This window comes from Exilispira thermophila (genome assembly GCF_055389015.1).
Genome location: NZ_AP042476.1, coordinates 2051719 through 2077923 on the forward strand (window position 1 = coordinate 2051719; position 26205 = coordinate 2077923).

Sequence of the window (26205 nt, forward strand, 5' to 3'; positions counted from 1 at the left end):
TATCTGTTAAAAGTTCGATAAGATAAAAAATGAAAAATAATAAAAAGAAAAAAAAACAAAAATCAATTGGATTAAAAAAAAGTTTAATTTTACTTTCTATTTTTGACACTAATACCAGAAATAAAATTTTTGAAAACCTTAGCTTAAAAGAAAAACAATTTATACTTAAATCAAGTTTTAATTCAGGTGGATTTGATATTATAAAAAGTAGGATATCATTAAATTCATTAAAAATTGTTGTATCAGAGCTAAAATCTTTTATAAAAGTTAAAAATCATTCAAATTTTTATTTTGAACTATTCTATATAATTTTTCTTTTTCCATTATATATATTTTTTCTTTTAATTAGAAAAGTTCAAATTGATTTAAATCTATCTTTTTATTTTTTTCTTCTACCTTTTCTTACATTCCTATTCAAACAAACTTCAAAATTTACTTTTAGAGGTGATTTTACAAACAAGCAAAACTTTATATTTCATACAATTATTGGCATTGTTTCTGGATTTTTTTTATATATTATTCTTATTATTATTAACCAAAACACGTTTTCAAATGATATAAAAATAAATTTTATAAATATACTAACTTTAGCTATTATTATTCCATTTTTTGAAGAATTAATTTTCAGGTATTTTGTTATATCTTTATTATTAAAGAGTTCAAATAAAATTGTTAAAGTTATAATTTCTGCAACTATATTTTCTTTAGCTCATTTGAATTTTGAAAATATTGAAATAATTATCTTGTATTTTTTTACAGGAATAATATTAGGTTCTATTTATACAGAAGAAAAATATATATATCCAACCTTTTTAAGTCATAGCATTGCAAATTTTTTAATCCTATTTATTTAATAAAGATTTTTTGTTTTAAATAAAATTTAAATTAAATTACCATTTTTAAAATCAACAATCAACTTAATCATATCCTGCTTTGTAATCTTATTTGCAATAGCAAAAAATTTTATAAGAGCAAATTCTTTATAATCATCAGTATAAATTGTTGGGTCTCTTAAAAGTTTATCATACAATGATTGATTCTTATCTTTTAGTTCATACAATAGATTAGAAAGTTCTCTTTTTTTCATTTGACTTAACATAATTTATTCCTGTAAGTTTATTAAGGTTGTAAAAATTAAGATAATAAAATAAAATTAATTTAAACAAAAGAAATACTAATAACACGAAAATTATTACTTATTATGACTTTTGGACAATCATACTTAAATCTGGATGACATATTAATATGTTAATACTAATTTCAAACAAAATATAATTGAAATTTTTAAAAGATAAAGAGGGAAGATAAAAAAAATTATATTGATAACTTTTAATTGGGATTGATATTGTGTTGTTTTTAAAATATAAAGATTAATAATATAAAGATTAAAATTAAAAACTAAAATAAATGAAAATAAAAAAAAGCGGCTGATGGGAATCGAACCCACATAACTAGCTTGGAAGGCTAGTGTTCTACCACTGAACTACAGCCGCTTATAAATTATTATATAAATATTAATGTTTTCACAACTTGCTGAAGAATTAATAAACATTATTTATTTTTTGTCAAGATAAATTTTTATAAGATTTCATACTTGAATTTTGCATATCTTAATTTATAATATTGATAATAAGGAGTAATTTATTATGAACAGAAGAAAATATTATAGAAGACATTTAATTTATTATTTAAGAGTATTAAATGAAAAAGATGAATTAATTGGGTATCTTGTTGATATTTCAGAAGGTGGTTTAATGATTTTAAACGAAACTTCTTATCCCATTGGAAAAAGGTTTACAATCAAAATAAAATTGCCACCTGATCTTGAAAAAGGGGATTATATTATGTTCCAGGCAGAGGTTAAATGGATAAAGCCAGATATTAACAAAGATTACTTTGATATAGGTCTTGAAGTATTAGACAAGAAAAAAGAAGATATTGATACTATTAATGCTTTAATTGATTATGCTGGATTTACAAAATAAAGGAGAATTATCTATTTTCTTTAATATAATTGGATAATTCTTCAATATCTTTAAAAACTAACTCCTTAGAATTTTTCATATCTTTTAATTTAAAAATTTTATTCTTTATTTCATCTTCTCCTAAAATCAGACAATTATTAATTTTTTTTCGATCAGCATATTTAAACTGTTTTTTTAATTTTGCATTTTCAGAATAAATCTCTGTATTTATCCCTTCACTTTTTAAAATATCTGAAACATCATAATATATAGGTAAATAATTTTCAGAAAAATTAATAATCAAAACGTCAGTTAATGTACTTTTTTTTGTTATTAAATTAAAATCCATCAAATATGCAATAAGTCTATCAAGCCCAATAGAACCACCAATTCCTGGATAAACATTTTTTGAAAAGACAGAAGTTAGATTATCATATCTTCCCCCACTACAAATTGCTCCATATTCTTTATGGTCTTCAATAAAAGTTTCAAAAACCAGCCCTGTATAATAGTCAAGTCCTCTTGTAATTGTTCCATCAATTTTAATTTTAGAACTTAAACCCCTTGAATTGAAATGTTGATAAATTTTTTCTAATCTTGTTTGTTCTATTCCAAAATAGTCTTTAAGATTTGTAAAAAAAACTTTATGAGTATCTGAGTCAATCATAATTTTAATTAAAATCTCAGAAATTTTATTTATATAATCATCTCTATTAGTTAAATTAAAATTTTTGAATATTTGGTTTTCCTCAATATTTTCAATCTTATCAATTTTTGTAGTTAAAAGTTTTATTAAATTTTGTTGCACCCATTCTCTTGAGGTTTTATAATATTTATCAAATATTCTTAATATTTCCAGCTCTACAAAATCTATCCCTAGTTTTTCAAATATTTCCTTAAGCAAAGCTCTATCATTTATATGAATAACAAAATTATTAATATTAATAGAATTTAGTAATAAAATTATAGTTTCAATAATTTCAATATCAGATGTTAAACTGTTTGCTCCTATAATATCAAAATCAGCTTGAATAAATTCTCTAAATCTCCCCTTTTGTGGTTTCTCGCCTCTCCATACTTTTGAAATATGATACCTTTTAAATGGGAAAACAATTTCATTTTCATGTAAAGAAACAAATCTTGCAAGGGGAACTGTTAAATCAAATCTTAATCCTACTTTTCTACCACCTGAATCTATAAAATTAAAAATCTGTTTATCAGTTTCTTCTCCACCTTTTCCGGTAAGCACTTCGAAATATTCTAAAGCTGGAGTATCAATAGGTACAAAACCACTTTTTTCAAGTGACCTTTCGATTTTATTGATAAATTGTTTCTTGATAATCTCTTCTTCTGGTAAACTATCTTTAAAGCCTTTTAAAACTCTTGGTTCAATCATATAAACCTCTTTAAAATAATTATTTTTATTTTTCTAGTTAAACTTTTTACTTAACTGAAACATTTTTCTAAAATCGTACATAAAATTGCTCCCTTTGGAAAGTATAACCCCAGAAAGAATAATATCAATAACTAACAGTTTTTCTTCCCCTATTAAATTAAGAGAATGAAAAAATTTTATTTTAAAAATAAATGCAAAAATTTCACCCCATATAAGAGAAATATATGGTGCAAATTTTTTTCTAAATTGCTCAATATTTTCCCATGACAAAAGATTTTTAATACTAATAATTCTTCTATCAATAGAGGGGTTAGCTTTTTTTAATATAAATGGAGTTAAAAAATCAAAAGTTCTGGAAGTAAAAAATTCAACAATAAAACTTAAAAAAAGAACTAATAATAATGGTTGTTTTAAATAGTTTATTAGATTTTGATCCATAAAAAACCCCCATTGCTAATTTTATTTATCAACAATTTCAGGATCTTTTTTTTGAAATAAAGTAGCAACTCCTAAACCAATACTTGCTAAAAAAAATAAAAACAAAGGGATTATCTGATATATCCTTACAGGATTTGTAATAATTCTATAAAACCATTCTAATCCCATTTTTCTAAAAAAATAAGGAGCTCTTTTTTTATAACCAGAGTAAACATCAAATGCACCCCCCAATCCTATAGCAATTTTAGTTTTTAATTGCTCTTTATAATTGTATATCCATTTTTCCTGTCTTGGTGAACCCATTGCAACAAAAAGAAAATCAGGGGTAACTTTATTTATTGCAGTTTTAATTTTATCATTTTCTTCTTTTTTAAAATACCCATGATACCTTCCTACAATTTGAAGCTCTTTAAAAGTAGCTTTAATGTTTTTTTCAGTATTTGTAATTACATTAAATGTGGCTCCAAGAAGAAAAATTGTTTTGCCTTCCTGTTCAGCATAATCCATTATCTTTCTTGCAAAATCAATCCCACAAATTCTTTCTTTTATCTTCACCCTTTTCATTAAAAGAGCAAATTTAATACCAACAGAATCAACTATATTTAAATCTGAATTTTTCAATATCTTTTTAAATCTTTTATCAAAAAAACTTCTAAAAAGCATTAAAGAATTTATAGTAATTACCTGGTGTACTTTTTCTTCTTTTAAATATTTTTTAACAATTTCAAGTGCTTCAGATGAATTAACATTCCAAACAGGGATACCAAACAAAGTATTTTTTAACACAAGTATTCCTTATTTTTTTATGGATATATACTATATTAAAATTAAAAATAAAGAAATTTATTATAATTTTTACCTTTAAATTTTACCAATATTTATTATAATATTTTAAGATTATGGAACAATACCTGTTTTTAATTTTAATTTTAGCTTTTTTAATAGGATCTATATTACTTATAATATTATTTGCCTGGTTAATACGGACCAGAAAAGAAAAAAAACGGATTGCAAAAATTAAAAAATTTAAAGAATATCTAAAAAACTTTGACCTTGATAAGGATACTGAAAAATTTCTTTTATATATTGCTGACTTTATTAAACAAAATGAAGACCCTGATGACCTTATCAGGAACAATCTATTTTTTGAAAAAATATGTACCCGTTTTTTAAATAATATTCCTGAAGATATTCAACAGTATTGGGAAAAAATCTATAAAAACTTAAGAAAATCTATCCCTTTTAAACAAAGATTCCCATATCTAAAAACAACAAGAGATATAAAAGTTGGTTCTAAAGTGCAGATAAAGGTTGGTAAGAAAAAAACTATTTATATAACTGCTATATTTGCTGAAAATACCCCCTTTTACTTTATAGTTGTTTTTGAAAAAAAAGGAATTGAAAAACTATTTAAAAGATCTCATTATTATGACTTTTTCCTTAGTCAATATAAAGATTCATTATATTTATTTACTTCTAAAGCATTAGAAATTTCAAAAGGTTTCATTAAATTTGAACATCCAGAAGAAATTAATAGAGTACAAAGAAGAAAATCAAGAAGAATAAAAACTAAAATGTTTATTAAATTTAAATTTAAAAATAATAAAAAAATCTTAAATGGTATGATGATAAATCTCTCGGTAAAAGGGTGTGGTGTACTATTTACTACCAATCCCGGTAAAAAAACAACAGGAGAAATTATCTTTCAACTTGGAGAAGCAGAGTTCAAACTTGAAGCTTATATTAAAAATATTAATAAATTAAAAAACAATTATTATTATTGTTCTATTATTTTTGTTAATATAGGAAGAGTTGAAAGGGCAAAAATTGCAAAATTTATGAAATTTAGAAGTTAAAAACTTAGTTAATAAAAAAATATTAATTAATAAAAAAAATAATTGAAATATACGAATTTTATATAATATCTTTTTTATTATACAAGGATTATTTTATGCAAAAAAAAATAAGAAATATTGGAATCGTAGCTCATATAGACGCAGGCAAAACAACAACCTCAGAAAAAATTCTTTTTTATGCTGGTAAAATTCATAAACCTGGTTCTGTTGATGAAGGTACTGCTGAACTTGATTATCTTGAAGAAGAAAAAAATCGTGGAATAACTATAATTAGTGCTTTTTCTACTTTTTTATGGAAAGAACACGAAATTAATCTAATTGATACCCCAGGACATGTCGATTTTTCTGCAGAAGTTAAAAAAGCTTTAGCTGTAGTTGATGGTGTGATTCTTGTCTTATGTGGAACTTCTCATGTTCAAGCTCAAACTGAAACTTTATACAATTTAATTTCATCTTTAAAAATACCATTTATAGTTTTTGTTAATAAAATGGACAGGTATACATCAAATTTTTCTAAAGCATTAGAATCTTTAATAAAAAACTTTGGAAATAAATTTATCCCAATAAACATCCCTGTATATAATAAAGAAGATAAACTAATCGGGAATCAAAATTTAATAACTGGAGAATTTATTATCTATGAAAACAAAGAAGGAAACAAATATAAAATATATAATCAAGATGAGCTTAAAGATGTAATAAAAAAGGGATTGGTTGAAAAAATTTATTTAAAGGAATCATTTGATAAATTAAGAGAATTTCTAATTGAAAAAGTTGCTGATTTTGATGATGATATAGCAGAACTTTTATTAACAGAAAATGATTTTAAAACTGAAGAAGGAAAAAAGATATTATTAAAAAAGATTAGAACTCTTACAATTAATAGAATTTTAATCCCTGTATATAGTGGATCAGCATTAAAAAACAGAGGTATACAACCATTAATTGATGGTGTAATTGATTTTCTTCCATCACCAGATGATATTGAATTTGATATCTTTACTACAGAAGGTGAAAAAATAAAAAAAATTGATAATAATTTATCTATTGCATATTGTTTTAAAACTTCATATGATAAACAAACTGGAAATATCTCATTTGTAAGAGTTTATAAAAACAATATAGAAAAACATTCTAAATTATATAATTCATCTAAAAGAAAAAGTGAAAAAATTTCTCATTTGTATAAAGTTCATGCCAATAAAAAAATTGAAGTCAATGAGTTAAAAGAAGGGGAAATAGGTGCAATTATAGGACTAAAATTCACATCATCTGGAGATACACTTTTATCAATTAAAAAAGACATAATTTTACATGATATCCCATCTTCTCTGCCAGTAATCTCTATGAGCTTAGAGCCAAGATTTATAAAAGATTATAAAAACCTTATTAATGCTCTTGAAATTATTAAGAATGAAGATCCATCATTCTTTTATAAAGAAAACCCAGAAACTGGATATATTGAAATATTTGGAATGGGAGAATTGCATCTTGAAATTGTGCAGCATAGATTAAAAAATGATTTTAAAATTGAAACAAATTTAAGAAACCCTGTAATATCATATCGTGAATCAATTGAAAAAGAAGTTGAAGATTATCTTGAATTAAAAAAGAATGAAAAAGGAGTAGATTATTTTTTTGGTTGTAAGATGAAAATTACACCAAAAAATGACAATGACTTTATAATAAGCAAAGAGATAGAAAATGATGATATTCTCATATCTTATCTAAAAAATTTCAGTGAAATTTCATTTATCTCTGGACCTGCTTTTGGTTATCCTGTTTATGGTGTTGAAATAACTATTGAAAAAATAAAATATAATAAAAACGAATACAACGATTTTGTTATAAATGAGGTACTAAACTCTTTATTCAGGAAACTTTTCTTAAAAGCTAGTCCAATAATTTTAGAACCTGTAATGAAAATAGAAATCATTGTTCCTGTACCTAATTTTTCTGATGTCTACAATGACCTTATAAAGAAAAATTGCACAATTGAAAATGTCTCTTTGCTTGAAGATAACAATAATTACAAAAAAATTAAAGCTTATGGTTTCCTTTCAAAATTTTTTGGATATTCAACAACATTAAGGACATTAACCTCTGGAAAAGGGATATTTAATATGGAATTTTATAAATACTCTAAAAAAAATCAATAGTAACTAAAATTGTATTATTTCAAATTTGTTTTATATATTATTATAATACATTATCTTTAAAATTAACATAAATTATTAAATTAAAATTGTTTAATTTAAAATTATTTAATTTATTTAAGTAATTTGTTTTATATTTATTATTGATTATTTTGATATGTTGTAATGATTATTCTTAATATCTATTTTATATTAAAATGGTGTTCATTTTTTACTAGAATTATTACGATTAAATAAATAAAGCTATTAAGGGAGATATTGATGAAAATTAAGGGTATAATAATTTTTTTTCTTATTATATTTTTCTTATTTACTACACAAATATTTGCTGATTCTGATAATGTAATAAGCATTGATGATATTTTAAATAAAGTTGAACAATTATCCAGATTCACTTTTAATGTTGATATGTATTTTATTAGAACATTTGATGAAAACTTTTCTTCTTATTCCCCATATCTCATTATAAATACAGGTTTTATATACAATTTTTCAGATTTTACAACACTTGTTATTAACTACAATTTAGGTCAAAATGGAAAAATTGACCTTGATAATTTTGATACCAATAATTTTACAGAAATGGATATAAATGAATTTTCTGTTTTTGAAGATTTAGCAAAACTTTTTAATTTTAATAAAATGGAACTTAATGTAAAAATTGGATATTTTAATTTTGATTCATCTATTATTAAAAGAAATTACCAGATACTGGATGGTGGTTATACAAAATTTACTATAACCTACCCAATGATTCTATCTCATTTTCAATACGGAATGTTTTCAATTAATATTGCAAATATGTTATACAATGAAAATGCTCTTGCTCAATTAAAATTTAACCTGTTAAACTTATTAACTTTTGGATTTGAGATTTTTGCTGAAAGTGATCAAGATTTAATTTATAATATACAGATATTATTTAAATATATTAATTTTTATATATATTCAAATATAACTCCATTTCAAACAACAATTTCTGGAATCAACACTTTACAGGCTAATTTAAGCTTTAGAGCCAACTACTCTTTTGGTGATATTATAATTGGTAAATTTGATTTAGGTAACTTTTATTTAGCTGCTTTTTATGAATCTTTAGATAAAAATAGTTTTAACGGGTATTTAATCTCTCAAAATTTTTCCAGAACTGGTGGAGAATTTGGATTATCAAATAAATGGTATAATATTGCATTATGCCCATATTATATTGCTAGTAGCGATAAATTCTATGTAGATGGATTAATTAGGATAAAACTTGCAAATATTTATATTGAAGTTTCTTCAAACCATAGTCCTTTAAATGGAATTGATGTTGGTTATTTTTTAAAAGTAGGAACTAAAATTAATTAAAAAACATTATTTAATATTAATCTCTTTGATATGAATTTTTTAATTTTTGCTTTAAACAATATTTATATTATGACCAGATTATCTATTGTTATTAATTATAAAAACTTACAAGCAATATTAAAACTCTAAAAATTCTATAATTTATAAATTTATAATTTGTTAAAATTATTTTTTATTTTAGTTCTTATTTAATAAACCTGTTATTTATCATAATTATTATTCATTAAAATTATATTTTACTTCTAAATTTTTAATAGCAATTTTAAAATTAATATCTTCTATCCTATTTTTATAATAAGTTCCTTCAATATAAAATGGATATTTTAATAAAGAATCTACCATTTTTAAATTTTTATAATCAACTTCCACCTGAATTTGAGGAATTTCAAATCCTATTTTACTTACGAATTTATCCTGTTTATAGTATTTAAAAAATTGTGATACAATAATTTCATTATTATTTAATAACTCTTTTTGACTTTTATCAAATAACAAAAATAAAGTATTTATCCCTTTAATTAAAAGGATTTTGTTTAAATAAGGGGAAATAGAACTTAAATATTTTTCATCAATATTTTTATAATAGAGACTATAAGAACTTTTAATATATCCTTTCATTTTTACAAAATCAAAATATACTTCTGCAAAACTTACTGTTTTAAATAAAATGTTTAAATTTAAATTAAGCTTCAATGTTTTGTCTTTAATATAATCAAAGGATATATTTAGAGGTGGAAGAGTAACTCCCATAACTTCTTTATTTGTAACAACTATACCATCAAATTTAAGTTCACTAATATAGTAATAAGGCAAAAGAGGATTTTTTTTTGCAAATTTTTCAAGTTTTTCTGGAGATTTTAGATATAGAGGATTAATTGCACATGAATTTAAAAATAATAGAATAAATATAAAAAAAATACTAAAAATTATAAATAATACTTTTTTAAAATAATTCATTTTCTATTTTTAAAAACCTTCTTCTACTTCAATTTCACTATAATAAGAGGGATGAGAAGCTATAAAATTATCAATTTCATTTTTATTATTTTTATAAAATTCATTATATTCATCTTTAGTAATACCAAAATAGTTATATAATTCATCTTTCTTTTTATTAATCTCTGTTTTAATCTGTTCATCACTATAATGTTTTTTTTCAAGTTGAGTCTTTAAATCTTTTACTTCTCTAAACAATATAACAGTAATTGTAGAAAAAGTTCTAATATCAAGTTTCCCAATACCTTTTAATTTTTTCTTTTCTTTTGTCCAGTCAACATTTTCATTTTCCTGTTGAAGTTCAATAAATTGTTGTCCCTGTTCAGTTTCGTCAATAATATATTCTTCATTTTTTATATTAGTTTTCTTTTTACAGGATGGGAAAAAAAATAGTGTTAGTATTAAAAATAAAATTACAATAAAGATTAATAATTTCTTTTTTTTATTCATATTTTTATTCATAATTCATTAAACTTATTTTAATATTTTTTCCTATGTGGATTATAACTTTAAAATTTGTATTTTCAACTTTTTTATTTTAGCTAAATTTTATCTATTTTTTTTATGATATCTCAATTTTTTTATTTTAATAAAATTTTATCTATTTAATATTAATAATATCTCAATTTTATAATTCTTAATTCTATAAAACCACTTATTTTTATCATATTTCAATATTAAAGGAGATCCTTCTTGCTAAATATATAAAAGGAGTGTCTAAAATAGCAACTATCCATTTCATTAAATATGTTGTTAATAGAATATTAAAAAATACTGTTAAATCATATAAACCCCAAAAAGCTATAAAGCAAAAAATAACAGTATCAATCATTTGAGAAACCATTGTTGATAAATTATTTCTGACCCATAGATATCTGCCTTTTGTTTTAGCTTTCCAGAAATGAAAAGCCCATACATCATGCAACTGAGAAACAATATAAGCTGTTAAAGAACCTAGAGTAATTCTGGGTATCATTGAAAATATAGCTTTTAAATGTGGAGAGATAAAATCTGCTGGATCAGGTTTAAATAAAAGTGCTATTTGCATTACAATTGTCATAAAAATTAGAAAGATAAAACCCAGATATACCCCTTTTTTTGCATCATTTTTCCCATAAATTTCAGATAATACATCTGTTGCAAAAAATATAGAACCATAAAGAATATTCCCCAATGTCATTGTAAATCCAAATAATGTAACAAGTTTAGTAACCTGAATATTACATAAAATTATATCTGCGACAATAATTGCATATAATCCATATTTTCCAAATAATTTGAAAACAAGCAATGCAAAACTAAGATCAAATAAAATAAATAAAATCCATAACAATTCATTTGACATCGTTTTTTCTCCTATTATTCTTATAAAAAAAGTATAAGTATGCTATTTGAATCTTATAAGATAAACAATATTTTACAAAATAAAGGTTCTGTTTCTATTTACAAAGGAATACACCTTCCTACTTCTTCAAATGTAGTGTTGTTTGAATTTAAAAAAAATATCAATTTAGTCAAGAATTTAGATGATGTCTATTTAAAAATTTTATTAGCTCATAAAATAACAAATCCTTTAGAAATTATGGATATATTCAAAGACAAAGATAAGTTATATATTGTATTACCTGAAAATTATTTACAAGTTGATTTTCCATTTACTGGATTATTAAAAAATAAAGAAACTACAGATTTTTTAAACAATGATAATCTAAAAGTAAAATACTTATACTTATATGGGAATGAACAGCTAAGAAAATCCTTTATGCTAGTTGTTATTAGGATTTATCTTGTTATAAAAGATTATTTTACATTTTATTTTAAACCTGCTTTTAAGACAAATATTGACGAAGCTTTTTTAAAATATTTTCTTTCAATCTTTAATTTTGATATTTCAGATAAAACTTTTTTAAACAACATGAAATCTTCAATATATATAGAACAAAACTTTTTATCAATAGTTCATAAAATTGAGAAGCAGATTAATAAAAAGAAAATAGCAATATTAATCGACAATATTAACAATCTTTCAAACCCTTTAAAAAATTTGCTTTATTCATTATCAAACTATTTTTCATATACTTTCCCTGATAATAATTTGATTATTGTTCTGAATTCTGATAGAAAAATTATCCATCCCTTAATAAAAAGAATAAAAAAAACTTACTTTTTTGATATTTATTTTTCTGAAATTACATATGATTTGTTAAAAGATTCATTAAAAAAAACAAATAATGATAAATTTTTAAAATTGTTAGATGTTTGCAACAATGTTTCCCAATTTTATTTTTTATTCTTTCTTAATAAATCAAATATTATCAATAATATAGAAATAAAATCAAATAATTTTTTTCATTTTTTACAAATTTTTTTATCAAAATTATCTAATAAAGAAATTGAAATAATTAAACTTATATACTTAATTGATCACCCATTAAATCCAGATTTAATATCATTCTTAACTAAAATTGATATTAATGATATTAAAAAATATCTTGATAATTTAATAAAAAACATAATATTGTTAAGAATACATACAACAGAAGGTATATTTTTTACTAAATTTTTTAAAATCAATACTAAAAAATTTTTAAATTTATTAAATTCTTTTTCATCTGATTCTTTAATAAATGGTAAAAATATTGAAAACGAAAAGAAAATTATATATGAAAAAATAGGAGATTATTTTTTAAACTTTCATACAAATATTGAAAAAAGTTTATATTTTTACATTTTATCTAAAAACAAAAAGAAATCTCTCCTGCTATCAATAAATTTAATTAACCTTTATAATGATATAAAACTTTATGAAAATTCAAACAATATCATCGACATGTTAATGAATAACTTTGAGCTTGATAAAAATGAAAAAACAATTCTTTTGAATGAAAAAATTAAAATCTTATATCTATGGGGTAATCTTGGAAGACTTGCTAAAACAGCAAAAGAAGCATTGAAAACAATCCCATTTAATAAAAAAATGTACAGAGAAGAAGTTTATTTTTACCAGGCTCTTGGTTATATTTATAGTATTAATTTAAAAAAATCCAGGAACATTTTTAAATATCTTATTAAAACTTCTACCAATTATAAAATTATATTTTCATCTAAATTTTACCTTCTTGAAATAGATTTTTTTATGGGTAAAAATGAAAATTTTGAAGAGAGAATACAAAAATTAAAAAAGGAAATATTATCATTTAATAATATTAATAATGAAGTTAAACAATCTCTTATAACTGATATTCATATTTTAAAAGCTAAATATTATATAAGCCTTGATAAATTAAATTATTCAAAATTAGAACTAAACAAGTTATTTATAAATAATAATGAAGTCGATTTAAAAAATAAAATAATACACAATAATTTATATGCTTTAATTTTATTAACTGAAGGGAAATATACTGATGCAATTTTACTTGTTTCTGAAACATTACCATTGATTGAAGATGTAAAAGAACATAAACTTTATTCAGATATTATTAATATTATGGGATTAATTTTTTATAATAGTAAAATTTACTTATCCGCAAATATTTTTTTTGAAAAAGCATTGAAAATAAAAGCTCAAATCCATGATAAAATTAATTCAATAAATATTTTAATAAGATTATCAGAAATAAATATTTTAGTTAATAGATTAAAAAAAGCTAAAGCATTTATTTTAAAAGCATTAAAAATATCAAAAAAGATAGAGCATATACAAAAAACATTAAGATGTACAGCAATTTATAACCATATTATAGTAAATCAGAACTCAACCCATTTAGGTGTTCGATGATATGGGATCACATCTCTAATATTCTTCATTCCAGTAACAAATTGAACCATCCTTTCAAATCCAAGACCAAATCCTGAGTGTGGAACTGAACCAAATCTTCTTAAATCTAAATACCACCAGTAGTTATCGATATTTAAATTAAACTTCTTAATTGCATCAACAAGCTTATTATAATCTTCTTCTCTTTGTGAACCACCAACTATCTCTCCTATTTGAGGAACAAGAAGGTCCATCCCCCTAACAGTTTTACCATCATCATTTTGTTTCATATAAAATGCTTTTATTTCAGCAGGATAATCGGTAACAAAAACAGGTTTTTTGAAATACTCTTCAGTAATATATCTTTCATGTTCAGATTGCAAATCAATTCCCCACTCAACAGGATATTCAAATTTTTTAGAAGATTTTAAAAGTATATTTATAGCATCTGTATAAGTTATTCTTTCAAATTTTTCATTCAATACATTATTAAGTTTATCTATCAATCCTTTTTCTATCCATTTATTGAAAAATTCAATATCATCTTTATTATGTTCAAAAACATAACTAATAATATATTTAATAAATTCCTCAGTTAAATCCATATTATCCTGTATTTCATAAAAAGCCATTTCAGGTTCAACCATCCAGAATTCAGCAAGATGTCTTGTTGTATTTGAATTTTCAGCTCTGAAAGTTGGTCCAAAAGTATATACTTTTCCAATACCAACAGCAAAAGTTTCAGCTTCTAATTGGCCAGAAACTGTTAAAAATGTTTTTTTACCAAAAAAATCTTCTTTCCAATCAATAAAATTTCCTTTTAATACTGAACTAATTATTTCATTTAATTTTTTTTCATCTTTAAAATCTGAATATTCACCCTGTAATTGGTTTTTAAGAAATTTATTTAAAACTTTACTTATAGTTTTCTCTATTATTTTTTCATAATCAAGAGTTGTCACCTGAAACATCTCACCTGCACCTTCAGCATCAGAAGAAGTAATAATGGGAGTATTAAGATAATAAAATCCTCTGTCAATAAAAAACTTATGTATAGCATATGCTAAAGAAGATCTAACTCTAAAAACAGCTCCAAAAGTGTTTGTTCTAACTCTTAAATGCCCTATTGTTCTTAAAAATTCAAAAGAATGCCTTTTTTTCTGTAATGGGTATTTTTCAGGATCAGCAATATTGTAAATTTTTATTCTTTTTGGTTTTATTTCCCATTTTTGCCCTTTTGCAGGTGATTCCACAAGGTCTCCATATACTTCAACAGAAGAACCTGTTGTAATTTTTTTTATATCTTCAAATGTTATTTCTTGATTTTTGTTATTTAACATTTCAAAATCTTCATTTTGATCAATTACTACCTGAAGATTTGCAAAACATGAACCATCATTAATTTCCATAAAGTAAATATCTTTTAACTTTCTGAAAGTTCTTACCCAGCCTCTAACAATAATATCATTTAATATTTTTTCAGATCTTAATACTTTTTTAATATCAAGCCACATATTTGACCCCTTTTTTAAATTTATTTTTAGCTTTATAACTTTTTTATATTTTAAACTTCATAATTATTTATCTGTTTAGGTTTATTAGTTTCTTTCTGTTTATATTTATAATTTTTTATCTATTTTTTTAAATTATCTTTATATTTTATCAAGTCCTATGGAATTTTTTTATAAAATGTAAATCAATTACTTTACCACTTGAGAAAATATTAAATAAAATTATATTAACTATATCATATAATATGATTAATATCTTTATTTGTGAAATTAATAAAAATTTTAATATTGTAAAGAAAAAAAGGGGGTATTATGTCTGTATTAATTGAATTTGCTATGTTTCCCACCGATAAAGGTGAAAGTGTAAGCAAATATGTTTCAAAAGTTATAAAGAAAATATCTGAATCTAATATTACTTATAAAGTCACCCCAATGGGGACAATTATAGAAACTAATACATTTGAAGAAGCTCTTGATCTACTTAAAAATTTTTATAAAGTATTGGAACCTGAATCTAATAGAGTTTATTTAGCATTAAAAGCTGACATTAGAAAAAATAAAAATAATAGAATGAAAACTAAAATTGCCTCTATTGAAAATAAAATTGGTAAGATTAATACTTAAAAAACAATTGGTTCAATTTCCAAATTATAATGAAATTTATTAATTTATCTTTAAATCTGATCAACTTTATTTATATATACATTTTTATGTTTTTTTTATCCTGTATTTTTTTAAATTTCATCACAGTTTCATTTGTTATTCATAATTACTTCATAATTAGGAATAATATTACTAATGAGGGGAAGAAAAACCCTCTTAAATAAAAATTAAATTTTTGGGAGCAAAAAAAATGAAAAGAAGAACAAATTTAGTAATTAGTATTTTATTGGTAGTTAGTTTATTGATTGGTGTAAGTTTAAATGTATTGGCTGATGGTGGTTATGGAAAAGCTTCCGGTAAAGATATGGGGATTGAAGCAAAAATATCTACTTCTGACTGGAAAGTTTTTTATCCAGCTTTAAAAAACTATATTGATCAAATCAAAAGTTTGCTTGATAAACAGGTAGAAATTGGAATTATTTCAAAATATCAGGCTCAAGGGATGAAAGATGAACTTGATACAAATTTTAAAAACATATCAAAAACAAGAACAATTAAAGTAATGCCAGATTTTGGTGGTATGGGAAATACTGTATTTTACCAGCATTAAAGAATGTTGAGAATGCTAAAAATGAATTGTATAAAGCTATGCTTCAAATTGGATTAATTACTCAAAAACAATATAATAATATGATAAAAATATCCACAGAAAACTTTAATAGTTTATTGGACTCAAAAGAAATTAGACCATTTTTTGGTATTATGACAATTATCCACATGGCTGACTAAATTAATAATACAAAAATATTAAAAGCAATCAATTATAGTAACAACAGGTAAAATCTTAAAAGGGGCTGTCCTGATATTTAAAAAACAACCTCTTTTTTATTTTCTAAGTAATATTTTTCAGTTAAAAAATATTTTATAAATTTTTAAAAATTCATCTTTAAATTTATTAAATTTTAAATTCTTATTTTAAATTACTAAATTTTTATAGAGGTAGCTTGACAAATATAGTTTATACTATAAACTATTGTAAAGATAACTGACAATCCCCTATAAAGGTTTAATAGCAAATATATAAAAGATAAATATAAAAGGGAGTAATTTCATGAACAATGGAAATAAAAATGACTACTATAAAAAATATGAAGAATTTGAAAATAATCTTAAAATATTAAAAGATATTATAAAACAAAATTCTAACTTATTGAGGTTTATCTCTTTTTCAAGACCATTCAAGTCTTTATCTCTTATTAGTAGCATAACTATTTTTATATTTTCATTAACATTTTATTTTTTAATTGAAAAATTTAATGATTTTAACAACATCCCCTTTTATACTAAAACAATTACATTTATCTTACTTTTCATTGCAATTGTCATACTTGGTTATATTAAAATCAAAGGAATTATGCAAGAAGCTGCAAAAATTGATTCAAGTTTTAATTTTTTTAAATTGTTAAAATCATTTTATAACAAACATATTTCAATAATGTATTTTGCATACTTTTTTACTATAATATTTCTACTTTTTTTCCTGATTAACAATAAACTCTCAATTTATATTATAAATATGCTTTCTATATTATTTGGGCTTTTTATACTGCAATTTACTTATTTCACATTTAGTAAGGAATTTATTATTTTAGGTTTCTGGTTGCTATTAACAGGATTAATTACATTGTTTTTTATAAATATTTTTCATCCTCTTATTATTTTATCAATAACCTTTGGATTTGGATTTCTTTTAATGTACTTTACAATATTAATTTTTGAAACAAAACATAACTCTTAAAAACTAAGGTGAAGCATGGAAGATAAAATTTTTAAACTTATACATGAAAAAACAAAATTTTTAATTTTAACTTTACTTGCTACATCTGATAAAAATTTTTTTACTTTTACAGAAATTAAAAAATCATTATCTTTAACTTCAGGTAATCTATCAATTCAATTAAAAAAACTTGAAGAAGCAAATTTAATTATAATTGATAAAAGACTTAATAAAAATAAAACTTTATCTAAAATATCAATAACTCCTTTTGGTATAAAATCATTAAAACAATATTTTGAAGAGATGGAAAATGTAATTAATAAATTTAAAGGCAATATAAAAAAATAAGACAAAAACAATTTATAAAATCAATTAAAAACATTTATAATAAAAACATTTTTAAATCTTTTTTAAAAAATATATTAAAACACACTATTTAATCTTCCACCATCAACAGGAATCATAGTGCCATTTATATAATCACCATATTTACTTGCAAGAAATGCAGCTAAATATCCAATCTCTTCTGGTTTCCCCATCCTATTTAAAGGGATTGGATCTGTAAAAAACTTTTTAGCTTCCTCAATTGAGATATTTTGATTTTTTGCATTTGTTTTAGATAATTCAATTACTCTATCGGTTTCAATAATTCCTGGCATTATCCCATTTGTTGTTATATTATATTTCCCATATTCTTTTGCTAACTGCTTAACCAAACCTGCCATTGAAATTCTAACAATATTACTTAAAGAAATGGAAGGAATTGGTTCTTTTATAGCAACACTTGTATTAATAATAATTTTACCATATTTTTTATCTATCATAGATGGTAAAAGCTTCTTAATTATAATTACAGGTGCATACAAAAGTATATTAACAGCATTTTGAAATTCTTCTAATTCTTTCTCATTAAAAAAACCACCCTTAGGTCCCCCTGAAGAAAAGTATAAAATATCTGGTTCTCCAATCTTTAAAACATTATCCATAATTTGCTCAACTTCCTTAATATTAGATAAATCCCCAGCAATATAATTAATTTCAGGTATAGTAAAATTTGTATTTTTATTTAGTGAAGTTTTAATATTATTTAAATGTTTTAAAAGATTTTTTTTAGCACTTTTCAAATTTTCTTCATTTCTTGATACAATTATTATATTCGCTCCACATTCTGTAAATACTTTTGCTACACCATAACCAATCCCTTTTGATGCACCGGTTATTAATACAAGCTTTTTTGATAGATCTATTTTCATATGCTTCCTCCATATATGAATTACAAATCATTACTGAACATTACAATTATACATGAATAGTTAGTTTTTTCAATTTAAGTTTTATTAGTTTATCATATTATTATTTTAATAATTCCTCATTAAAAATATTAAATGTATTTTTCAATAACAAATATTCTAAAAATTATTTGTAAAATATTTATAATATTGTATTATATATAAGATTATATTTATAAGCTTTACAAATTAGTGGATAATGCTTAAACAATTTTATTTTGTGATTTTATTATTTTTTTTAAAATAGATTATTTATACAGGGAAAAAATGGATAAAAAATTTAGTGTAAAAAGCAATTATTTAAAATTTATCACAATAGTTGCATTAATTTTGATAATTTACTCAATTATATTTTTTATTGTATTTCAAAAACCTTATTATTTAAGTGAAAAAAATAAAATTTTTAATAGAATTAATACATACTTTGATTTTAAAACAGAAAGTGTTTTTAATTTTTTCAATCTATTAAATGATGAAGGGTTACTTGTAACATCAAGAACAAAAATAAGACAACAATTAATTTTATATAATGAAAATAAAATAGACTTTGATAATCTTTATAATTATACAAAACCTAAATTAGAAGATAATATTTATTTTAGTAATAATATTGCTGGAATAGTAAGAATAACCCTTGATAATAGATATATTATTACTGGAAAAACATTTGATAAAAAATTCTGGATTCTTCCTGAAAACAAGAATAAAACAATAATACATGGTTTTATTTTTAAACAAAATGAACACTATTATTATAATTCTCTTTTTCCTATAATAGATCCCCAAAAAGGTTTAACAGGGTATGACCTTATCTTTTTTAAAATTGATTACTTGAAAAATTCTTTAGTTATGGATGGTGATAAAATTAAAAATAGTTTTGATAACATTGAATATGAAATTAAATTTATAACAAAAATAAAAGATAACTATTATTATATTCCTGAATTTAAACCTATTACAGAATCAAATATATTACAAAAAATTAACTATATTTTCAAATATAAACCTAATAAAAAAATCAATATTTTTAAAGATAATAATATCCTTATTTTAAAAATCTTAAATCCTTATAATATAATTTTAACCTTTCAGATAAACCAGACTGAATTATATAGAGCTTTAATTATATATTTTCAGAGATCAATAATAAGTTTTTTAGTATTGATATTAGCAATTATTTTTATCCTTTATATGTATTCAAGACCCTTTTTTGATAGATATTTCATAACAATCAATGAACTAGAAACAAAAATTAATGAAAAAAATAAAGAATTAATTAAAGAAAAAAAGATTTTTGAACAATATCTTGATATCACACCTATAATAATAGTTGTTCTGGACAAGTATGGTATGATAGAGTATATCAATAAATCTGGCATTGAATTACTTGAATATACTTATGATGAAATAATTGGTAAGAATTGGCTGGAAAATTTTATACCTGAATTTGATAAAGAAAAAGTTAAAGATACATTTAATATGATTTTAAAAGGGGAAATAGAACCTGTCAAAAAATTCATTAACAGAATAATAACTAAAACAGGTAAAATTTACATTATTGAATGGAACAATAAATACTTTAAAGATGAAGATGGAAATATTATTGGTACTTTTTCAGCTGGAACAAATATTACAGAAACTAAAGAAAAAGAAAAAAATATTGAATTAATCCTTTACTCTATTGGAGCATTTTTGTGGAGAGGAGAATTTAATGAAAATGGTAATTTAAAACCTATCTATTATTCAAAAAATGTTGAATTTATAACAGAATATTCTTCTGATGAACTTTTAAATGGTAAAATGAAATGGGAAGATATTGTTGTAGAAGAAGATAGAGATAAGATATATCTTTCAAGAAAAAAAATGTTTAATCTTGAAAAAGGATATGAAGATTATCGAATTATTACAAAAAACAAAGAAATTGTATGGCTCAGGAATTGGTTTCATACTTCAAAAGTTAACAATAAAATAATTGTTAATGGTTTTTGTTATAATATCAGTCATGAAAAAGAATTGGAACAATGGTTTAAAACAATTGTTTCAACTTTAAGTAGGTTAAATATTGGATATTTAATCTATACAGCTAATAATGTACAGGATTCTAAAATAATAGATATTAATGAAGCTTTTGAAAAACTAACAGGGTACAAAAAAGATGAAGTAATTAATAAAAAAAATCCTTTAGAATTTGTAGGTGAGAAATATAGAGAACTTGCAAAAGAAAGATTTTCAAGAAGAATAACAAATAACGATGCTCCAAATCAATATGAAATTGAACTTTTAAGAAAAGATGGAACAACTTTTTTAGCTGAATTAAATATCACCCTTATAGAAATTAAGGGAAAAAAATATGTATTTACTTTATTTATGGATGTTACAGACAAAGTAAAAAGGGAAGAAAATCAATTTGTAAAACAAAAACTTGAAGCAATTGGTATACTTGCATCAGGGATAGCACACGATTTTAACAATATTCTTGGAGGGATTTTTGGCTGGGTATCACTTTTAGAAAACCTTATAACAGATGAAGAACAATTGAAAATGGTAAAAGAGATTAAAAAAGCAGGAAATAGGGCCGCTGACCTTATATCAAAACTTTTAGGATTTGCAAGAAAAGGTAAATATGAAAATAAAGTATTTAATTTAAACAACATTGTAAATGATGTTTTAAGTATTATTAAACATTCTATCAATAGAAACATAAATATTAATATATCTTTAGATAAGAATTTATCACTAATAAATGGTGATCCCAATCAAATGCAACAGGTTGTAATGAACCTTTGTGTAAATGCAATTCAGGCTATGCCAGATGGTGGTGATTTAACAATAACTACATCCAATTTCATAGTTGATGAAAAGTTTTCCTCTACTCATTTTAATATATTACCAGGGAGATATATTAGATTAACTGTTGATGACACAGGGACAGGGATGAACAAAAAGACTTTAGAACATATTTTTGAACCATTTTTTACAACAAAAAAAGAGGGGAAGGGAACAGGTCTTGGTCTATCTACTGTTTATGGAATTGTAAAAAACCATAATGGTATTATTACTGTTTACAGTGAACCAGGCATGGGGACTTCATTTAAAATTTATTTGCCTGCTTCTGATAAATCAAACTCCAATTATATTACTGATTTAACAAATAACAAATTTACTAAAGGAAAAGGGACAATATTAATAATTGATGATGAAGAGATGATAAGAAGTGTTTATTCAAAAATGTTAAAAATGCTTGGGTATAATATTTTAAGTGCAAATAATGGTTATGAAGGGGTTAAAATTTTTGAAAAAAATAAGGATAATATAGATTTAGTTATACTTGATTTAAACATGCCAGAAATGAGTGGAGAAGTTACTTTTGAAAAATTAAAACTTTTAAAATCTGATATAAAAATAATTTTAGCAACAGGATTTGCAATAAATGGATCGGTACAAAAATTATTAGACAAAGGAGCTGATAGTTATCTTAAAAAACCATTTACCATAAATGAACTTTCTGAAACAATCAACAAAATTTTAAATAAAGATAACAAATAATTTATTTTATATAATATCAAAATTTGCATTTAAACCAATATTGAATTTATTATCTTTATTTAACTTTAAAAAGTCAGGTAATGTTGCTATTGAAGTTATACCTATTGAATTAGTTGTTTTGCTTCTCTCCAGAGTAAAATTCTCAATTGAAAAAGTATTTGCATTAAAAGGATTGGTGTAAGATTCTTTATAACTTCCACTATAATCAATTGTAAAAATTGTATAATTTAACATTGAAAATAAATTTATATTGCCAAATTTCTTTAAAAAAGGTATTTTCAATGTCAATCTAAAAGCTGGATTGGGTAAAGTTGCTGTTCTGGTATAAGTATAATCAAGTTGAGGATCAGGTATAGAAGTAGCCCCTGCTGCATCATAGTAATAATTTTACTGTTTTTTACCAAAACCTATGAAAATCATAGTAATGCTCAAAATTATTAAAAAAATTGCTGAAAACTTATCCGAAGATTTTGAAGTTAACATAATTATACCAATCCCCAATAAGATAATACTGATAAAAATCATCAACCTATTGCTATAACTTTTAGACATTAAATTTAACTCCTCAAATAAAATAAAATATATAAAGAAGGAAGTTACAAAAGTTTTATTTATAATGAAATTTTTATATATTGGGAAATATTTTTATTTTATAAAAATTTAATTAGTTTAAATATTTTTCATTATATAATCTGAAGAAAATATTGTTTTTAATTTATCAATATCTTTAGCTCCACCCTGAGCAAAATCATCTCTTCCACCACAGGAACCTTTTGCAGAAAATGTAATTTTTTGCAAAATATCTTTTGCTGAATATTTTTCACTTATCTCCTTTGAAACAACACAAAGAGTTTGAGCTTTACCACTTTTAATATTTGCAAATACTATAATTGCTTTTTGATCTTTAGCTTTTATTTTATCTGCAAAATCTCTTAAAAGTTTCATATCACCATTTTTAAATAATTTCACATAAAGGTTGAATTGATCATTACTTTTCACATTTTTTATAATATTATCAAAATCAGAATTTAAATTTTTTACTTTAAAATTTTCAATCTCTTTTTTAAGTTTATTATTATTTTCTATTAATTCTTTTACTTTTTTTTCTATTATATCACTATCCTTTACTTTGATTGCTATTTTGATATTTTCTATCAATCTGTTTTGATTTTTTAAATATTTATAAAACTCCTGTCCTGTAATAACTTCCACTCTTCTAATTCCAGCTGAAACTGCTTCCTCTTTTAATATTTTACATCCCATAATAAAAGAAGTATCAGGACTATGGGTACCTCCACATAACTCAATTGAATAATTATCTATTTTAACAACCCTAACTTTTGATGAATATTTATCTTCAAATAAAGCTTTAGCACCAAGTTTTTTAGCATCTTCAAGAGGAACATCTTCTAAAACTTCAACTTTAAGATTTTTAGCAATTATTTTATTTACAATATTTTCAACTCTTTCAAGTTCCTCTTTAGAAATACCTGTAAAATGTGTAAAATCAAATCTCATATAATTTGGACCAACATATGACCCTCTCTGCTGAACATGATCCCCTAATACATCTATTAAAGCCTGGTGTATTAAATGAGTAACTGTATGATTTCGCATAATATTATATCTTCGCACTTTATCAATTATAGCATAAACACTATAATCAAAAGCTTTATCATCAAGATTTCCAGCAATAATTTCAGCATCATGTAAAGGCCCCCATTTTGTTTTATATACATTATTAACAAATAAAATTATAGGTTCAATATTATACTCTTTAAAAAATCTGGATATCTCATTTACAATAATTTCTTTTCTTTTTTTTTCTTCAAGCAAATCTAACCCTGAATAGTCCGAATTTAAATCAAAATTAAAAATTAGGTTTTCAAATTTTTCTATATTTAATATATTAGAATCTTTTTCATTGATAAAAACTAAAATCCCTTTGTCAGATGTTTGACCTCCACTTTCTGCATAAAATGGGGTTTTATCAAGAAATAGTAAACCTCTATTTTGATCAATATTTTTATAAGAGATTAATTGTGTAACTTCGGAATAACTTTTATACCCTGTAAATGTTGAAACCTTTTTCTCTTTTATGCTCCAATCATTCCCAAGTATATTTGTAAAATCTATATTAGTTTTTAAAACTCTTGATCTTTCTTTTTGTAATTTCATTAATTTATAAAATCCATCTTCATCAACATCAAGATTATCCTCTTCAGCCATCTGCTTTGTTAAATCAAGTGGGAACCCATAAGTGTCATGTAGCAAAAATACTTTATCTCCAGGAATAATCTTTTTAGATGTTTTTTTTAGTGTATTTTTTATATCAAAATAAATTGAAAGACCTTTATCCAGAGTTTTATTAAATCGCTCTTCTTCTTCTTTTATAATCTGTTCGATTTTAGATTTGTGTTTTTCAAGTTCTTTATAATATCCTCCCATCTTTTTAACAACAGGTTCAATTAAAAGGTATAAAAACTCATTTTTAATTTCCAGTTTTCTAGATTGTCTTGCAGCTCTTCTTAAAAGTCTTCTTAAAACATAACCTCTTCCTTCATTTGAAGGTAAAGCACCATCAGCAATTGCAAAAGTTAATGCTCTGATGTGGTCAGCAATTATTTGAAAAGGGACTTTAAATCTGGAATCATTATATGATTTACCACTAATTTGTTCAAGCTTTTCCATTATTGGTTGGAATAAATCAGTTTCATAATTTGAATAAACTCCCTGCAATACTGCAACAATTCTTTCTAATCCCATACCTGTATCAACAGATTTGAATGGAAGAGGAGTTAATTTTCCTTTATCATCTCTATTAAATTCCATAAAAACAAGGTTCCATAATTCTAAATATCTATCACAATCACTTCCAACAGTTGGATTTTTTTCTTTACATTTAACTTCAGGTCCCTGGTCATAAAAAATCTCTGTGCATGGTCCACATGGACCAGTTTCACCCATTGACCAGAAATTCTCCTCATCACCCTTTTCAATATCTCCAAACTTATATATCCTTTTTTCATCCAGACCAATTATATTTTTCCAGATATTGTAACTTTCATCATCATCTTTATAAACTGATACATAAAGTCTATCTTTATCAAGTTTTACTACCTCAGTTACAAATTCCCATGCCCATTTTATTGCATCTTCTTTGTAATAATCTCCAAATGACCAGTTACCTAACATTTCAAAAAAAGTATGATGCCTTCCATCTTTCCCAACTTCTTCTAAATCATTATGTTTCCCGGAAACTCTTATACATTTTTGTGATGAAACTGCTCTTTTAAGGTCAGTTTTAACTTCACCAAGGAATATCTTTTTAAATTGATTCATTCCCGCATTTGTAAATAATAAAGTTGGATCATCATAAGGTACAACAGGAGAAGATTCAAAAACTTTATGTCCTCTATTTTCAAAAAAATCTAAAAATAATTTTCTAACTTCATTTGATTTCATAAAAACTCCTCATATAATATATTAAAAATAATTAGATATATTTTTTTATAATTGTAGCTTATTTACAAACAATTATATAAATTATATATATATTGTTA

At 23.0% G+C, this 26205-nt stretch carries 24 protein-coding genes and 1 tRNA gene; 12 read left to right on the forward strand and 13 right to left on the reverse strand.

What is annotated here, in order from left to right; genetic code table 11:
* The first annotated feature begins 29 nt into the window (after positions 1-29).
* Positions 30-854 carry a CPBP family intramembrane glutamic endopeptidase gene (locus tag ACZ5EC_RS08630; RefSeq protein ID WP_464302075.1) on the forward strand — a complete coding sequence of 275 codons (825 nt, stop codon included), beginning with the start codon at positions 30-32 and terminating at the stop codon, positions 852-854.
* A 26-nt stretch (positions 855-880) separates the two neighbouring features.
* Here the strand turns inward: ACZ5EC_RS08630 and ACZ5EC_RS08635 are convergent, their stop codons facing one another.
* Positions 881-1099 carry a hypothetical protein gene (locus ACZ5EC_RS08635; protein WP_464302076.1) on the reverse strand — a complete coding sequence of 73 codons (219 nt, stop codon included), beginning with the start codon at positions 1097-1099 and terminating at the stop codon, positions 881-883.
* A gap of 323 nt (positions 1100-1422) precedes the next feature.
* Positions 1423-1493: transfer RNA gene (locus ACZ5EC_RS08640), tRNA-Gly, on the reverse strand.
* Positions 1494-1646: 153 nt separating this feature from the next.
* Between ACZ5EC_RS08640 and ACZ5EC_RS08645 the strand changes: the two genes are divergently transcribed.
* Positions 1647-1985, forward strand: a complete 339-nt coding sequence (locus ACZ5EC_RS08645) for a PilZ domain-containing protein (RefSeq protein WP_464302077.1) — start codon at positions 1647-1649, stop codon at positions 1983-1985.
* A gap of 7 nt (positions 1986-1992) precedes the next feature.
* Here the strand turns inward: ACZ5EC_RS08645 and hisS are convergent, their stop codons facing one another.
* Genes hisS through ACZ5EC_RS08660 form a run of 3 tightly spaced genes read right to left on the reverse strand, consistent with a single transcriptional unit; the run spans position 1993 to position 4584 of the window.
* Complete coding sequence (hisS, locus tag ACZ5EC_RS08650; RefSeq protein ID WP_464302078.1) at positions 1993-3360, reverse strand: histidine--tRNA ligase; 1368 nt, start codon at positions 3358-3360, stop codon at positions 1993-1995.
* A 33-nt stretch (positions 3361-3393) separates the two neighbouring features.
* The gene (locus ACZ5EC_RS08655) at positions 3394-3798 is read right to left on the reverse strand and encodes a hypothetical protein (RefSeq protein ID WP_464302079.1); all 405 of its coding nucleotides are present in this window, start codon (positions 3796-3798) and stop codon (positions 3394-3396) included.
* 21 nt (positions 3799-3819) lie between these two features.
* Positions 3820-4584 carry a WecB/TagA/CpsF family glycosyltransferase gene (locus tag ACZ5EC_RS08660; RefSeq protein WP_464302080.1) on the reverse strand — a complete coding sequence of 255 codons (765 nt, stop codon included), beginning with the start codon at positions 4582-4584 and terminating at the stop codon, positions 3820-3822.
* 113 nt (positions 4585-4697) lie between these two features.
* Here ACZ5EC_RS08660 and ACZ5EC_RS08665 point away from each other — a divergent pair, with 113 nt between their 5' ends.
* From ACZ5EC_RS08665 to ACZ5EC_RS08675, 3 genes are all read left to right on the forward strand, one after another.
* On the forward strand, positions 4698-5654 hold the full coding sequence (locus ACZ5EC_RS08665; RefSeq protein WP_464302081.1) for a PilZ domain-containing protein: 957 nt from the start codon (positions 4698-4700) through the stop codon (positions 5652-5654).
* 95 nt (positions 5655-5749) lie between these two features.
* Positions 5750-7813, forward strand: a complete 2064-nt coding sequence (locus tag ACZ5EC_RS08670) for an elongation factor G (protein ID WP_464302082.1) — start codon at positions 5750-5752, stop codon at positions 7811-7813.
* 258 nt (positions 7814-8071) lie between these two features.
* A complete protein-coding gene (locus ACZ5EC_RS08675; RefSeq protein ID WP_464302083.1) occupies positions 8072-9160 on the forward strand; it encodes a hypothetical protein in 1089 nt (362 codons plus the stop codon).
* 216 nt (positions 9161-9376) lie between these two features.
* Here the strand turns inward: ACZ5EC_RS08675 and ACZ5EC_RS08680 are convergent, their stop codons facing one another.
* From ACZ5EC_RS08680 to ACZ5EC_RS08690, 3 genes are all read right to left on the reverse strand, one after another.
* Complete coding sequence (locus ACZ5EC_RS08680; RefSeq protein ID WP_464302084.1) at positions 9377-10117, reverse strand: hypothetical protein; 741 nt, start codon at positions 10115-10117, stop codon at positions 9377-9379.
* A gap of 9 nt (positions 10118-10126) precedes the next feature.
* Complete coding sequence (locus tag ACZ5EC_RS08685) at positions 10127-10606, reverse strand: hypothetical protein (RefSeq protein ID WP_464302085.1); 480 nt, start codon at positions 10604-10606, stop codon at positions 10127-10129.
* Positions 10607-10820: 214 nt separating this feature from the next.
* On the reverse strand, positions 10821-11501 hold the full coding sequence (locus ACZ5EC_RS08690) for a queuosine precursor transporter (RefSeq protein ID WP_464302086.1): 681 nt from the start codon (positions 11499-11501) through the stop codon (positions 10821-10823).
* 39 nt (positions 11502-11540) lie between these two features.
* Here ACZ5EC_RS08690 and ACZ5EC_RS08695 point away from each other — a divergent pair, with 39 nt between their 5' ends.
* The gene (locus tag ACZ5EC_RS08695) at positions 11541-13937 is read left to right on the forward strand and encodes a hypothetical protein (RefSeq protein WP_464302087.1); all 2397 of its coding nucleotides are present in this window, start codon (positions 11541-11543) and stop codon (positions 13935-13937) included.
* Here the strand turns inward: ACZ5EC_RS08695 and asnS are convergent.
* Positions 13907-15430, reverse strand: a complete 1524-nt coding sequence (gene asnS / locus ACZ5EC_RS08700; protein WP_464302088.1) for an asparagine--tRNA ligase — start codon at positions 15428-15430, stop codon at positions 13907-13909. The genes ACZ5EC_RS08695 and asnS overlap by 31 nt on opposite strands.
* Positions 15431-15739: 309 nt before the next feature.
* Between asnS and ACZ5EC_RS08705 the strand changes: the two genes are divergently transcribed.
* From ACZ5EC_RS08705 to ACZ5EC_RS08725, 5 genes are all read left to right on the forward strand, one after another.
* Positions 15740-16051: an MTH1187 family thiamine-binding protein gene (locus ACZ5EC_RS08705; protein ID WP_464302089.1), complete on the forward strand. Its 312-nt coding sequence runs from the start codon at positions 15740-15742 to the stop codon at positions 16049-16051.
* A 229-nt stretch (positions 16052-16280) separates the two neighbouring features.
* Positions 16281-16640 (forward strand): hypothetical protein, encoded by a 360-nt coding sequence (locus ACZ5EC_RS08710; protein ID WP_464302090.1) that lies wholly within the window; start codon positions 16281-16283, stop codon positions 16638-16640.
* Between the two features lie 38 nt (positions 16641-16678).
* On the forward strand, positions 16679-16819 hold the full coding sequence (locus ACZ5EC_RS08715; RefSeq protein WP_464302091.1) for a hypothetical protein: 141 nt from the start codon (positions 16679-16681) through the stop codon (positions 16817-16819).
* Between the two features lie 322 nt (positions 16820-17141).
* The gene (locus tag ACZ5EC_RS08720) at positions 17142-17828 is read left to right on the forward strand and encodes a hypothetical protein (RefSeq protein ID WP_464302092.1); all 687 of its coding nucleotides are present in this window, start codon (positions 17142-17144) and stop codon (positions 17826-17828) included.
* A gap of 15 nt (positions 17829-17843) precedes the next feature.
* Positions 17844-18155: a transcriptional regulator gene (locus tag ACZ5EC_RS08725; RefSeq protein ID WP_464302093.1), complete on the forward strand. Its 312-nt coding sequence runs from the start codon at positions 17844-17846 to the stop codon at positions 18153-18155.
* Between the two features lie 74 nt (positions 18156-18229).
* Here ACZ5EC_RS08725 and ACZ5EC_RS08730 read toward each other — a convergent pair whose 3' ends face one another.
* A complete protein-coding gene (locus ACZ5EC_RS08730) occupies positions 18230-19060 on the reverse strand; it encodes an SDR family oxidoreductase (RefSeq protein WP_464302094.1) in 831 nt (276 codons plus the stop codon).
* A 303-nt stretch (positions 19061-19363) separates the two neighbouring features.
* On the opposite strand from ACZ5EC_RS08730, the gene ACZ5EC_RS08735 reads away from it, so the two are divergent.
* A complete protein-coding gene (locus ACZ5EC_RS08735; RefSeq protein WP_464302095.1) occupies positions 19364-22642 on the forward strand; it encodes a PAS domain-containing hybrid sensor histidine kinase/response regulator in 3279 nt (1092 codons plus the stop codon).
* Positions 22643-22648: 6 nt separating this feature from the next.
* Here ACZ5EC_RS08735 and ACZ5EC_RS08740 read toward each other — a convergent pair whose 3' ends face one another.
* The 3 genes from ACZ5EC_RS08740 to alaS all read right to left on the reverse strand — a co-directional run bounded on the left by ACZ5EC_RS08740 (position 22649) and on the right by alaS (position 26107).
* On the reverse strand, positions 22649-22930 hold the full coding sequence (locus ACZ5EC_RS08740) for a hypothetical protein (RefSeq protein WP_464302096.1): 282 nt from the start codon (positions 22928-22930) through the stop codon (positions 22649-22651).
* 99 nt (positions 22931-23029) lie between these two features.
* Entirely contained in the window at positions 23030-23194 is a 165-nt protein-coding gene (locus tag ACZ5EC_RS08745) for a hypothetical protein (protein WP_464302097.1), read from the reverse strand.
* A gap of 117 nt (positions 23195-23311) precedes the next feature.
* Positions 23312-26107, reverse strand: coding sequence for an alanine--tRNA ligase (gene alaS / locus ACZ5EC_RS08750; protein ID WP_464302098.1), 2796 nt, complete (start codon positions 26105-26107; stop codon positions 23312-23314).
* Positions 26108-26205: the final 98 nt, after the last annotated feature.

Bases quoted from the DNA above. Each gene is read 5' to 3' on its own strand.
- ACZ5EC_RS08630 (WP_464302075.1), top strand. From the start codon at position 30: ATGAAAAATAATAAAAAGAAAAAAAAACAAAAATCAATTGGATTAAAA.
- ACZ5EC_RS08635 (WP_464302076.1), bottom strand. From the start codon at position 1,099: ATGTTAAGTCAAATGAAAAAAAGAGAACTTTCTAATCTATTGTATGAA.
- ACZ5EC_RS08645 (WP_464302077.1), top strand. From the start codon at position 1,647: ATGAACAGAAGAAAATATTATAGAAGACATTTAATTTATTATTTAAGA.
- hisS (WP_464302078.1), bottom strand. From the start codon at position 3,360: ATGATTGAACCAAGAGTTTTAAAAGGCTTTAAAGATAGTTTACCAGAA.
- ACZ5EC_RS08655 (WP_464302079.1), bottom strand. From the start codon at position 3,798: ATGGATCAAAATCTAATAAACTATTTAAAACAACCATTATTATTAGTT.
- ACZ5EC_RS08665 (WP_464302081.1), top strand. From the start codon at position 4,698: ATGGAACAATACCTGTTTTTAATTTTAATTTTAGCTTTTTTAATAGGA.
- ACZ5EC_RS08670 (WP_464302082.1), top strand. From the start codon at position 5,750: ATGCAAAAAAAAATAAGAAATATTGGAATCGTAGCTCATATAGACGCA.
- ACZ5EC_RS08675 (WP_464302083.1), top strand. From the start codon at position 8,072: ATGAAAATTAAGGGTATAATAATTTTTTTTCTTATTATATTTTTCTTA.
- ACZ5EC_RS08680 (WP_464302084.1), bottom strand. From the start codon at position 10,117: ATGAATTATTTTAAAAAAGTATTATTTATAATTTTTAGTATTTTTTTT.
- ACZ5EC_RS08685 (WP_464302085.1), bottom strand. From the start codon at position 10,606: ATGAATAAAAAAAAGAAATTATTAATCTTTATTGTAATTTTATTTTTA.
- ACZ5EC_RS08690 (WP_464302086.1), bottom strand. From the start codon at position 11,501: ATGTCAAATGAATTGTTATGGATTTTATTTATTTTATTTGATCTTAGT.
- ACZ5EC_RS08695 (WP_464302087.1), top strand. From the start codon at position 11,541: ATGCTATTTGAATCTTATAAGATAAACAATATTTTACAAAATAAAGGT.
- asnS (WP_464302088.1), bottom strand. From the start codon at position 15,430: ATGTGGCTTGATATTAAAAAAGTATTAAGATCTGAAAAAATATTAAAT.
- ACZ5EC_RS08705 (WP_464302089.1), top strand. From the start codon at position 15,740: ATGTCTGTATTAATTGAATTTGCTATGTTTCCCACCGATAAAGGTGAA.
- ACZ5EC_RS08710 (WP_464302090.1), top strand. From the start codon at position 16,281: ATGAAAAGAAGAACAAATTTAGTAATTAGTATTTTATTGGTAGTTAGT.
- ACZ5EC_RS08715 (WP_464302091.1), top strand. From the start codon at position 16,679: ATGCTTCAAATTGGATTAATTACTCAAAAACAATATAATAATATGATA.
- ACZ5EC_RS08720 (WP_464302092.1), top strand. From the start codon at position 17,142: ATGAACAATGGAAATAAAAATGACTACTATAAAAAATATGAAGAATTT.
- ACZ5EC_RS08725 (WP_464302093.1), top strand. From the start codon at position 17,844: ATGGAAGATAAAATTTTTAAACTTATACATGAAAAAACAAAATTTTTA.
- ACZ5EC_RS08730 (WP_464302094.1), bottom strand. From the start codon at position 19,060: ATGAAAATAGATCTATCAAAAAAGCTTGTATTAATAACCGGTGCATCA.
- ACZ5EC_RS08735 (WP_464302095.1), top strand. From the start codon at position 19,364: ATGGATAAAAAATTTAGTGTAAAAAGCAATTATTTAAAATTTATCACA.
- ACZ5EC_RS08745 (WP_464302097.1), bottom strand. From the start codon at position 23,194: ATGTCTAAAAGTTATAGCAATAGGTTGATGATTTTTATCAGTATTATC.
- alaS (WP_464302098.1), bottom strand. From the start codon at position 26,107: ATGAAATCAAATGAAGTTAGAAAATTATTTTTAGATTTTTTTGAAAAT.